Raw genomic sequence first — 11,483 nt, forward strand, 5'->3', positions numbered from 1 at the left:
GTCCACAACTTATTGCTGTTATCCCCAATAAATAGGGTTGCCAGAGCTGTGCTCACATCGCACCATATTTAGTACAGGCAGACTGGGGAAGCCCGGCTTGTAGAGCAGGCAACTAGCGCTGGGGCGCTGCCAGCCCCAAAATGCTAGAGATTAGTGAGGTGGCATTATGGCCCTTTCCGAGCAGTATCTCGAAGAAGACCTTCATCCGATCGACATTGTTGAACATCTTGCAGAACATCACGACTGGGATTTTGACCGGATCGGGGATGATCAGATTGCCATGGCTGTCGAAGGACAGTGGCGCACATATTCGATAACTTTGGCCTGGTCGAATTACGATGAAACGCTCCGCATGGTGTGTTCCTTTGAGATGGAGCCTCCGGCCGAGCGCGAAACCGAGCTTTATGAGCTACTGAACAAGATGAATGATCAGTGTTGGGCCGGGGCGTTTACCTACTGGGCCAACCAGAAATTGATGGTCTATCGCTATGGCTTGGTGCTGGCCGGTGGTCAGACGGCCAGCCCAGAACAGATCGATACCATGATCACCGCAGCGGTACTGAGCGCCGAGCGCTATTACCCCGCGATCCAACTGGTGACCTGGGGAAACCGAGACCCCGAAGAGGCGATGCAAGTCGCCATTGCAGAGGCCTACGGCCGCGCGTAAAGCTTTGCCCCGAACCATAGGGGAGGGGCAATCATGGATATCTCGCGCGTCGCCGAACAGGGGTTGGTGCTTCTGGGATGCGGCAAGATGGGTTCAGCAATGCTTGCGGGTTGGTTGGAACATGGCCTGCCCGCAGCATCTGTTTGGGTGATTGATCCTTACCCCTCGGATTGGCTGAAGGCGCAGGGCGTCAACATCAACACTCCTCTCCCCGAGGCACCCGCAGTTGTACTCGTAGCGGTCAAACCACAGATGATGGGCGAAGCCCTGCCAGCCATTCAAGCGCTGGGCAATGGTGACAGTCTTTTCATATCGGTCGCAGCGGGTACATCGCTGGCCACTTTCGAGAACGTCATTGGGGCAGATACGCCGATCATCCGTGCGATGCCAAATACGCCTGCGGCGGTTCGGCAGGGGATCACGGCGCTGATTGGGAATGCCAACACCTCGGACGCGGATATCCTACTGGCTGAAAACCTGCTTTCGGCCATTGGTGAGACGGTTCGATTGGATGATGAGACACAGATGGATGCCGTCACCGGGGTCAGCGGTTCGGGCCCGGCCTATGTATTCCACCTGATCGAAACACTGGCGCAAGCTGGCGAAGCGCATGGTCTGCCACCGGAACTGGCAATGAAGTTGGCCAAATCAACCGTCGCCGGGGCAGGGGCGTTGGCGATGGCCGCTGACGAGCATCCGTCGCAATTGCGAGTTAACGTCACCTCTCCCAACGGCACCACTCAGGCCGCACTGGAGGTGTTGATGCATGAAGAAGAGGGTTTCCCAGACCTGCTACATCGTGCCGTCAAAGCTGCAACCGACCGATCTAAGGAGTTGTCTCGTGAGTGAGATTTCATTCGACGAATTTCTCAAAGTCGACATTCGTGTAGGTGAGGTGATACGCGCCGAGCCGTACCCGGAGGCCCGCAAGCCCGCGATCAAGCTGTGGGTCGATTTTGGCGATGAGATCGGTGAGCGCAAAACTTCAGCCCAGATCACCGCGCACTACGATCCGGCGACGCTGGTGGGCAAGCAGGTGATGGCCGTGGTCAACTTTCCCCCGCGCCAAATCGGTAAATTCATGTCCGAGGTTTTGGTGTTGGGTCTTCCCGACGAAAACGGTGAGATCGTGTTGATAGGCCCCGATCGCGCTGTGCCCATCGGTGGAAGGATGCATTGATGAAACTGCTGATTGCCCGACCGATGACATCGGCTGTCCAAGTGCGCGCCCGTGCCGAATTCGATGTGGAAATCCGCAGTGAAACCACGCCTCTGACGCATGAAGAAATGTTGCGGGCGCTGACTGAATTTGACGTCGTGGTCCCGACGTTGGGCGATCAGTTCGTGGCAGAGATCTTTGCTCAGGTGCTAGAGCCTCGCTGTAAACTGCTGGCAAATTTCGGAGTTGGTTACAATCATATCGACGTGGACGCCGCACATGCTGCCGGAGTCGCGGTTACCAACACGCCGGGTGCCGTCACCGATGCCACCGCCGATGTTGCCATGACACTTTTGCTCACGACGGCCCGCCGTTCAGGTGAGGGGGAAAGGTTGGTCAGGTCAGGCCAGTGGCAGGGGTGGCATCCTACACAGATGCTGGGCCAACATGTGACCGGCAAAAAGGTGGGCATCATCGGAATGGGCCGCATAGGTCAGGCCATTGCCCGGAGGTGTCATTTCGGATTCGACATGACCGTTGCCTATCAATCACGCAGTCCAAAACAGCTGGACTTCCAAGCAGAGTACATCCCTGAACTCAATGCATTAGCTGCGGCAGTGGATTTTCTTGTCATAGCAGTCCCCGGAGGAGCTGAAACACAACACTTGGTCAACGCACAGATTTTGGCTTCGATGAAGCCCTCGGGCATTGTGATAAACATTGCGCGCGGTGAAGTTGTGGACGAAGCCGCCTTAATCCAAGCGCTTCATGCGGGTCGGATTGCTGGCGCTGGGCTGGATGTCTACGAGTTCGAGCCCAAGGTGCCGCAGGCCTTGTGTGACATGGGAAATGTGACTCTGCTGCCCCACCTCGGCACCGCGACCGAAGAGGTGCGCACCGATATGGGTCACATGGCGTTGGACAATGTCGCGGCGTTCGTGGCCGGGCGAACGTTACCCAACCCGGTTTAGGAACCCACCGCCTCGCGCCAGTGTTTGCGGCAGAGCGAGACATAAGTCTCGTTCCCTCCAATCTGTACCTGCGCCCCTTCAGTGATGGCGTTCCCGTTTTCATCCTGACGAATCACCATCGTCGCCTTTCGCCCGCATTCGCAGATGGTGCGTACTTCGCGCATCTCATCGGCCAGAGCCAACAATGCTGCCGACCCGGGGAACAGTTTACCCTGAAAATCCACCCGCAACCCGTAGGTCAACACTGGGACCTTCAGATCATCTACGGCGCGCGCAAGTTGCCAGACCTGCTCTTCCGAAAGAAACTGGGCTTCATCAATGAATACGCAGGCGATGCCCCCTTGTGTCAGGCGGTTTTCGATCATGGCAAACACATTGTCGTCGGGACGAAACATGTCCGCTCGTTCCGAGATTCCGATTCTTGATGCGATCCGCCCCTCACCGGCGCGTCCGTCAATGGCGGCTGTCATCAGGTAGGTATCCATGCCGCGTTCGCGATAGTTATGCGAGGCCTGCAGCAACACGGTCGATTTGCCAGCGTTCATAGTCGAATAGTTGAAATAGAGCTTTGCCATGCCGTGGGTCTAATTCGCATGTGCTGCCTGGGCAAGCCGTCTCATGGGGGTAAATCGACGCCACCATCGCTACAGCTGAGGTTGAGCAAATGCTCTTGGGGATGGATTACCTCGCCTTCGCGACAGTGGCGTCGTCGGCCTACAAGTGGCCTATACAATGCAAGGCTAAAATCCTGCCCCGCATACACTCTTTACCGGCTCGAACAGCCGCCACTCACTCACAAAATCCCTGCATATCTGAGGGATAGTCAATTATTGCCATTTCAATTATGAATCGAATATGGGAAATTTCCCCACCCTTTCCCCCAGCATGGACAGGCAGAGGGGGCAGGGCGCAGGTAACAAGGGTAGCAAAATGGCAGATATCGGGGCCTATCTGAAAAAGCATACCGAAGCATTGGTTAAGGATGTCGGAATCGAAGCAGCGTGCGAGATCACCGGGAAATCCAAAGCCACGCTTGGCAGGTACTATTCAGACAACGCAGAACATTCTGACCGGTTCATGCCGGTGGATGCTGTTGCCCGGTTGGAAAACGCGGCTGCCTATCCACACGTGACTGCGGCATTGGCGGATTTGAAGAATATCACGCTTTCTTACGATGGACGAAACTCGGACAGCCCACGTACGGGCGGGGTAAATTCCGATGTCATTGCGCTGAGCCAACGTTTTGCCATGCTGATGACGGAATACCAGTCGGCGATAGAAGATGGCATCATCACGGTGAACGAGGCGAAGCGGCTGCTGAAAGAAACCAGTATGCTGCAACAGGTTCTGATCGAAATGAAGCTGCATCTGGAAGAGGAAAGCGTCAGTTAAGGTGTCATGTCCCTGTACTGAATTGTTGTGAATGCGCAAAATAAAGGCGGCCCATGTGCCGCCTTTTTGTTTGTCTGCTGGGCAGATTAATATTCAGCGTTCATCATTGTTGGCGTTCTTGCCGCGCCCGGGGCTTGCCCCCTCTGGTCCGTTGCCGCCACCGTTATTGCCTTTGGCACCGCCTTTGCCTGGCTTGTCACCACCGTCGTGGCCACCTTTACCACCGCCTTTGCCGGGCTTATCACCACCGCCGTGACCGCCTTTACCACCGCCTTTGCCGGGCTTGTCACCACCGCCGTGACCGCCTTTGCCGCCGCCTTTGCCGGGTTTGTCACCACCGCCGTGACCGCCTTTGCCGCCGCCTTTGCCGGGTTTGTCACCTCCGCCGTGGCCACCTTTGCCACCGCCCTTACCGCCTCCATCGCCAGGACTGCTTCCACCATCACCCGGATCACCGTTGCCGCCGGAACTCCCGCCGCCGTTGCCCGAGCTTCCGTTTTCACTCGAGCCAACGGAATTGGAGGATGGATCTCTGCTGCGCTCTTCACCGGCATTGGTGTTGGAAATCGACGCAGTGGGCAGATCGCTCAACAACTGAGTCAGACCGGGGCATTGCGCCGAGGTGTTCTGCAGGATCGAAGCAAAATCAGATCGTTTTTGCAGATGTGATACAAACCCTCGCGTGACCTGCGAACAGCCGCAGAGCGTGTCAAAATCGCCTTCATTGGCGGCAACACGCGCGGTGTTGACCGTGCAGGTTTGCGGTTCTGCGATTGCCGCGCCGGACGCCATGACCCCAATGAAAGGTGCGGCGACCAAGGCGGCCAGTCCAACGCGAGTATTATTTCCCATAACAGCGGGCTCCCATAACTACATCACTCGGATGCACAGGGCATCCGGATCTTGATGTGTCGGTCAGAGATGAAGGAGCGGTTGAGCCCGTCTGAATAATTCTTGAGAAAGCGGTTTGGTCTTGCAGCGATTCCAGCAGCGCAGTTAAGGCGCGCGCTTATTGATGCCGTTTGACGATCACAGAACCCACCGAATACCCGGCTCCGAACGAGCAAATCAGGCCCACATCGCCCGCATCCAGATCATCGGAATGCTTTGAGAAGGCGATAATCGACCCGGCGGATGAGGTATTGGCGTAGTCTTGCAGAATGTTGGGTTGCTCACCCGGTTCTGGCTCACGCCCCAGAACCTTCTTACCGATGAAGTCGTTCATCGTCTTGTTGGCCTGATGCAGCCAGAGGCGTTTTAGATCATCACTACTGATGCCCTCTGCCTCCATATGGTCACTGATATGTTTACTGACCATGGGCAGGACCTCTTTGAACACCTTGCGACCATTCTGCATGAACTGCATGTCGCGGCGATCCACCAGACCATCGGGGCGCGATCGGCGGAGGAAGCCGTTATTGTTGCGGATATTGTTGGAAAACGCAGTTGCGCACCGGGTCGAGACAATCTCGAAATGTGGGCCTTGGGCGTCTTCGATCCGCTCGATCAGCGTCGCGGTCGCGACATCGCCAAATATGAAATGGCAATCCCGGTCGCGCCACTCGAGATGACCCGAGCAGATCTCGGGGTTGACGACCAGCGCCGCCCGGACCGAGCCCGAGCGCACCATATCCGCCGCCGCCTGAATGCCGAATGTGGCCGAGGAACAGGCCACGTTCATGTCAAACCCGAATCCGCTGATCCCCAATGCCTGCTGAATCTCGATCGCAACTGCAGGATAAGCACGTTCATGGTTCGAAGCGGCGCAGATCACCAAATCGACATCCTCGGCGCTGCGCCCCGCTTGTGCTAGCGCCTTAAGGCACGCATCCACCGCCATCTCGGTCATGATCCCAGGCTCGTCGTCGCAACGCTGGCGTAGCGCGGGATGCATGATCTCGGGGTTCAAAACACCGGTCTTGTCCATCACATACCGGTTCTCGATCCCTGAGGCCTTCAGGATGAACTCTTCCGAGGAATGCTGCATCGGTTCCATGTCGCCCGCTGCAATCGCATCCGCGTTTTCGACGTTCATCCGGTCGGCATAGGCATTGAACGCTTCCACCAGTTCAGCGTTGGTGATTATGTTTTCTGGTGTATAGACACCGGTCCCGGTGATGGCAGGAGTGTACATGGCTGGCCCTGAGTTCATGATCTGCACAAAATGCAGTCCCTATTCGTATTGATCAAGACGTGTTGACCTAAGGGAATGCACCGCCTCTCGCTTCATAACTTGAATAGTTCAAAATTCGAAGTATATTTCGCCGCGACTCGCACGGAAAAGATTCATGTCAGACGATATCAGCATGCGGTTAGGACGCCTCAGCCCTGAGATTCAGGCGATGATGGGGGTCTACGCGCTTTATTGGAAACTGGAAGAGAGCTTTGACAGCATCGAAACAGACCTGAGCCATCAGGAATGCCACATGCTAATCAAGCTCGATGCGCCCAAACGTATGGGAGTGCTGGCCGCAGATATGTTGACAGTGCCGTCAACGATTACGGCGACCGCCGATGCACTTGAACTGGCGGGGCACCTGACCCGACAGCGTGATCCCGAAGACCGTCGCGCCTGGCTTTTGGTGCTGACCGAACAGGGCGAAGAGGCCCGCAATATGCTGGTGGCCGTGGCGGGTGAGCTTTTCCACAGCGCATCGGGTCTGAACACCGAAGAAACCGCCGAGTTCGCACGGCTGGCTCACAAAATCCGTGACAACATTCTGAAAACCGGAATTCCCGAGGGATTGACGAAATGAAACTCCTGACCTCTGTTTGCCTCGCACTGTCCTTGTTGACTGCGCCTGCCATGGCGCAAGAGCCTGCCAAGCCTGTGAAACTGATGCAGGTAAGCGAAACCTCTCCCGGCTTTTCGCGCCAATTCTTTGGTCGGATCGCCGCTCGTCAGACAGTTGATCTGGCGTTTCAGGTCGCAGGGCAGATCGTTGAGATGCCTGTGACCGAAGGCTTTGTAATCCCAAAGGGTGAGTTGATTGCCCGCCTCGATCAGGAACCGTTCGAACTGCAGCGCGACCGGACGCGCTTGCAAAAAGATCAGGCGGATCGAACACTCGCCCGCCTGTCGCGTCTGCGTGGAACCGCAGCCAGCCAGGTTGCCGTCGATGATGCCGAAACAGCTGCGCAACTGGCTGCGATTGCGGTTCGAGATGCAGAATATGAGTTGGAGCATGCGACGCTGACCGCTCCGTTCGACGCGCTGGTTTCAAGCCGTGCAGTTGAGGCGTTTACAACTGTTTCTGCGGGTACTCCGATCGTGCGGATTCACGATATGTCTGAACTGCGTATCGAGGTGGATGTGCCCGAAATCCTATTTCAGCGGTCCGGACAGCAGGACGACATCACGATTACTGCCAAGTTCCCTGTCAGCGATGAGATCTTTCCGCTGGAAATAAGGGAATTCGATGCTGAATCCTCAAGCGTGGGCCAGACCTTTCGCATCCAGTTCGGTTTGACACCGCCCGAGGGATTGCAGATTCTTCCCGGTTCCTCCGTGACCGTCACGGTGCAGGTGCAGGATGAACGCACCGGTATCATCATCCCGCCAACGGCTGTAGTTGCTGATGCCAGCGGCGCGCTGGGCGTTCTGGTCTTCTCGCCTGCTGGCGCCGACGAAGGCACCGTCCGCCGGGTTCCCGTGACTGTTGAACCTACGCAGAGCGGTGATGTCCGCGTGCTCACCGGCCTGATGGATGGAGACCAAATCGTCGTCGCCGGTGGGGGTGCATTGTCCGATGGTCAAACTGTCCGCCGCTTTGTCGGCTTCTCGAACTGAGGGCGGTTTCATGAGCATCGCACGCGCTTCGATCGACCGGCCTCTCTATACGTGGCTGTTCATCCTGATTGCCCTGTTCGGCGGCATTTGGGGTTTCACGTCGCTAGGTCGCCTTGAAGACCCGGCCTTCACCATCAAACAGGCGGTGATCGCCACGCAATACCCCGGTGCGACTGCCGAACAGGTAGCGCTGGAGGTTTCAGAACCGCTGGAATCTACCATTCAGCAGATGGGCGAGGTGGATGTCATCACCTCGGTCAACCAGCCGGGACAGTCGCTGATCGAGGTTGAGATTAAATCCACCTATGACGGCAGTGAGTTGCCCGACATCTGGACCCGTCTGCGCGCCAAGGTGCGCGATGCAGCACGCGGTCTGCCTTCGGGCGTGGGTGCGCCTTATGTGAATGACGGGTTCGGGGATGTGTTCGGCCTGTTCTATGCCGTTACGGCAGAAGGGTTTTCTGACGCCGAGAAGCACGAACTGGCGACCTTCCTTCGCCGCGAATTGCTGACGGTAAGCGGTGTTGCAGATGTCGAGGTTCAGGGCTTGCCGGATGAGGCGATCTTTATTGAGCCGGACCTGTCGATCTCGGTCAATCAGAACGTTCCGCTGCAGGCGATCAACGAAGCTATCGCAAACGCGGACTCGGTCAACGCTTCGGGTTCGCTGCGATCCAATAGTGACCGCACCACGATCTTGACGGCCGAGGGCTCGGACAGCGTGTCGGCGATCGCCGGCCTGTCGGTTGGATCGCAGGGGCAGGTGATCAATCTGTTTGATATGTCAGATGTCTATCGCGGGCGGCAGAACGACCCCGATATCATGATCCGATTCAACGGCGCTGAAGCTTTCACGCTGGGTATCGCTGGGCTGGCCACTGAAAACATCGTCGAAGTCGGGCAGCGTGCAGATGCCAAACTGGCCGAACTGGATTCCGAAATCCCCTTTGGTGTCGAAATCCTGCCCATCTATCAGCAGCATGTTGTTGTCGATGAGGCCTCGAACGCCTTCCTGCTGAACCTCGCTATGTCAGTCAGCATCGTTGTTGCGGTTCTGGGCATTTTCATGGGCTGGCGCGCCGCAATTGTCGTTGGGTCCACCTTGTTGCTGACCGTTGTGGGTACTTTGCTCTTCATGTCGATGTTCTCGATCGAGATGGAACGGATCTCGCTGGGCGCTCTGATCATCGCCATGGGGATGCTGGTCGACAACGCCATCGTTGTGGCCGAAGGGATGCAGATTTCGATGTTGCGGGGAAAATCCTCGCGCGATGCTGCGGAAGAGGTTGCGTCAAAAACGCAGATCCCACTTCTGGGCGCGACGGTGATCGGGATCATGGCTTTTGCCGGGATCGGGCTCAGTCCTGACGCGACCGGGGAGTTCCTGTTCTCGTTATTTGCCGTGATCGGCATTTCACTACTGCTGAGCTGGGTTCTGGCGATCACGGTGACACCTTTGCTCGGACACTATTTCTTCAAGCAGGGCAAAGAGGGTGAGGTGGATGCCTATGGCGGCATCCTGTTCCGCGTCTACGGTGCAATCCTGAACTGGGCGCTTCGGTTCCGATGGCTGGTAGTGGCCGGGTTGATCGGGGTCACAGTCGTCTGTTTTGCGGGCTTTGGACTGATGAAACAGCAATTCTTCCCAAACTCGAACACGCCGTTGTTCTTCGTGCACTACAAGCTGCCACAAGGCACGCCGATCGCCCGCACGGCGGAAGATATGGCCGTATTCGAGGACTGGCTGGCCGAACGTGATGACGTCGTCTCGGTTGCCACATTCGTCGGGCAGGGTGCCACGCGGTTCATGTTGACCTACGCTGCCGAGAAGCCAAACCCAAGCTATGGACATATGATCATCCGCACCGAGACTTTGGACGATATTCCTGCCTTGCAAGCCGATCTTGAGGAGTTCGGTTCGGCCCAGTTCCCCGAAGGCGAATTCCGCACCAAACGCTTGATTTTTGGTCCCGGTGGCGGCGATCCAATCCAGGCTCGGTTCTCGGGTAGTGATCCGGTTGTTCTGCGTCAACTGGCCGAAGAAGCGGTACAGCGCATGTCAGCCGCATCTCCGAATGCGCTGCATGTGCATCACGACTGGCGTGAGCAGGAATTGGCCGTGCAGCCGATCTATGCCACCGAGCGCGCCCAAACAGCAGGCGTATCGCGCGAAGACATTGCGGCTACGTTGCAGTTTTCGACCGATGGCATCACGGGCGGCGTTTTGCGCGAGCGCGACCGCCAGATCCCGATCATCTTGCGCCGTCCGGCGGATGGGGACTATTCGATCGTCGATCAGGTGGTTTACTCCGATCAGTCGGAACGTTTCGTTCCAATCGAGCAGATGGTGGATGGCTTCGACTACAAGGCGCTCAATACGCTGGTTCATCGCCGTGACCGGGTGTTGACCATCACTGTTGGAGCAGACATCCCCCCTGACATGACCGCCGCGCAGGTCCACTCCGAAGTACGCAGTGCCATTGAAGCGATGGAACTGCCGATCGGCTATCGTATGGAATGGGGGGGCGAGTTCGAGGATTCAGGCGATGCGCAGGCCAGCCTTGGGCGGCAGTTGCCGCTGAGCTTGCTGATTATGGTGTTGATTTCCGTATTGCTGTTCAATGCAATCCGGCAACCGGTCATTATCTGGCTACTGGTCCCGATGTCCGTAAATGGCGTGGTTATCGGTCTGCTTGGAACAGGCCTGCCCTTCACCTTCACAGCGCTATTGGGGCTGTTAAGTCTCTCAGGCATGCTGATCAAGAACGGCATTGTACTGGTCGAAGAAATCGATCTGGTCCGCGCTACTGGTAAAGCCCTGCGTCCTGCGATTGTAGAGGCCTCTGTCTCGCGTCTGCGCCCGGTAATGTTGGCGGCGATCACGACGATTCTGGGGATGGCACCGCTTCTGACGGATGCGTTCTTTGTGTCCATGGCAGTCACAATCATGGGCGGTCTGGCCTTTGCCACGATCCTGACCATGGTTGCCGCACCTGTCTTCTACATGTTGTTTTTCAACCGTGAAGAAAAGCGACGTCTGGCTGCTGGTTGATCATCCGCCCGAATCCTCCTTTGGATCATAATGGTAATAAAAACAGGATAGCTTGTTGCCATCGGGGTCGCGCAGATAGGCCACATAGAATCCGGGCTCGTAATGGGGGCGGACACCAGGTTTGCCTTCATCTGCACCGCCGTTTTTCAAACCCGTGGCATGGAAACGCCGGACCTGATCGGCACTTCTGGCGGGAAAGGCGATCATCGTGCCATTGCCGGTACTGGCGGGGGCTCCGTCAAAAGGTTTGCAGATCCAAAACCCGGTGCCGCTGTCGGGGTCGGAACCCCATCCGGCCCAGCCATCAATCCAACCGGGCAGGCGCGGCTGGCCAAGAACCGCGAAGATCGCATCATAAAAGCGGATGGCCCGAGGCAGGTCGTTGCTTCCGTATGTGGTGTAGAGGTCCATGAGCACTCCTTCCCCGCCCATCATGTGGGCGATGTGCAAGG

At 57.0% G+C, this 11,483-nt stretch carries 12 protein-coding genes; 8 read left to right on the plus strand and 4 right to left on the minus strand.

Annotation, left to right across the window (positions count from 1 at the left end):
• Positions 1 to 166: 166 nt before the first annotated feature.
• The 4 genes from ACRZ9U_RS03300 to ACRZ9U_RS03315 are packed head-to-tail and all read left to right on the plus strand — an operon-like array spanning position 167 to position 2,797.
• Complete coding sequence (locus tag ACRZ9U_RS03300; protein WP_010441802.1) at positions 167 to 667, plus strand: type III secretion system chaperone family protein; 501 nt, start codon at positions 167 to 169, stop codon at positions 665 to 667.
• 33 nt (positions 668 to 700) lie between these two features.
• Positions 701 to 1,516: a pyrroline-5-carboxylate reductase gene (gene proC, locus ACRZ9U_RS03305; RefSeq protein ID WP_170401799.1), complete on the plus strand. Its 816-nt coding sequence runs from the start codon at positions 701 to 703 to the stop codon at positions 1,514 to 1,516.
• Positions 1,509 to 1,847, plus strand: a complete 339-nt coding sequence (locus ACRZ9U_RS03310; protein WP_170401796.1) for a tRNA-binding protein — start codon at positions 1,509 to 1,511, stop codon at positions 1,845 to 1,847. The genes proC and ACRZ9U_RS03310 overlap by 8 nt, the downstream gene beginning before the upstream one ends.
• A complete protein-coding gene (locus ACRZ9U_RS03315) occupies positions 1,847 to 2,797 on the plus strand; it encodes a 2-hydroxyacid dehydrogenase (RefSeq protein ID WP_170401793.1) in 951 nt (316 codons plus the stop codon). Before ACRZ9U_RS03310 ends, ACRZ9U_RS03315 begins: the two co-directional genes overlap by 1 nt.
• On the opposite strand, the gene ACRZ9U_RS03320 is transcribed toward ACRZ9U_RS03315, so the two are convergent.
• Positions 2,794 to 3,372: a thymidine kinase gene (locus tag ACRZ9U_RS03320; RefSeq protein ID WP_170401790.1), complete on the minus strand. Its 579-nt coding sequence runs from the start codon at positions 3,370 to 3,372 to the stop codon at positions 2,794 to 2,796. The genes ACRZ9U_RS03315 and ACRZ9U_RS03320 overlap by 4 nt on opposite strands.
• A gap of 355 nt (positions 3,373 to 3,727) precedes the next feature.
• On the opposite strand from ACRZ9U_RS03320, the gene ACRZ9U_RS03325 reads away from it, so the two are divergent.
• Complete coding sequence (locus ACRZ9U_RS03325) at positions 3,728 to 4,189, plus strand: hypothetical protein (RefSeq protein WP_170392365.1); 462 nt, start codon at positions 3,728 to 3,730, stop codon at positions 4,187 to 4,189.
• 93 nt (positions 4,190 to 4,282) lie between these two features.
• Here the strand turns inward: ACRZ9U_RS03325 and ACRZ9U_RS03330 are convergent, their stop codons facing one another.
• Positions 4,283 to 5,041 carry a hypothetical protein gene (locus ACRZ9U_RS03330; RefSeq protein WP_170401787.1) on the minus strand — a complete coding sequence of 253 codons (759 nt, stop codon included), beginning with the start codon at positions 5,039 to 5,041 and terminating at the stop codon, positions 4,283 to 4,285.
• 157 nt (positions 5,042 to 5,198) lie between these two features.
• The gene (locus ACRZ9U_RS03335) at positions 5,199 to 6,323 is read right to left on the minus strand and encodes a beta-ketoacyl-ACP synthase III (RefSeq protein ID WP_170401784.1); all 1,125 of its coding nucleotides are present in this window, start codon (positions 6,321 to 6,323) and stop codon (positions 5,199 to 5,201) included.
• A gap of 154 nt (positions 6,324 to 6,477) precedes the next feature.
• On the opposite strand from ACRZ9U_RS03335, the gene ACRZ9U_RS03340 reads away from it, so the two are divergent.
• Genes ACRZ9U_RS03340 through ACRZ9U_RS03350 form a run of 3 tightly spaced genes read left to right on the plus strand, consistent with a single transcriptional unit; the run spans position 6,478 to position 11,031 of the window.
• Complete coding sequence (locus tag ACRZ9U_RS03340) at positions 6,478 to 6,945, plus strand: MarR family transcriptional regulator (RefSeq protein WP_170392361.1); 468 nt, start codon at positions 6,478 to 6,480, stop codon at positions 6,943 to 6,945.
• A complete protein-coding gene (locus tag ACRZ9U_RS03345; protein WP_170401780.1) occupies positions 6,942 to 7,979 on the plus strand; it encodes an efflux RND transporter periplasmic adaptor subunit in 1,038 nt (345 codons plus the stop codon). The genes ACRZ9U_RS03340 and ACRZ9U_RS03345 overlap by 4 nt, the downstream gene beginning before the upstream one ends.
• 10 nt (positions 7,980 to 7,989) lie before the next feature.
• Positions 7,990 to 11,031, plus strand: a complete 3,042-nt coding sequence (locus ACRZ9U_RS03350; RefSeq protein WP_170401776.1) for an efflux RND transporter permease subunit — start codon at positions 7,990 to 7,992, stop codon at positions 11,029 to 11,031.
• On the opposite strand, the gene ACRZ9U_RS03355 is transcribed toward ACRZ9U_RS03350, so the two are convergent.
• Positions 11,032 to 11,442: a VOC family protein gene (locus tag ACRZ9U_RS03355; RefSeq protein ID WP_170401773.1), complete on the minus strand. Its 411-nt coding sequence runs from the start codon at positions 11,440 to 11,442 to the stop codon at positions 11,032 to 11,034.
• Positions 11,443 to 11,483: the final 41 nt, after the last annotated feature.

The organism is Ruegeria sp. D7 (assembly GCF_056534355.1).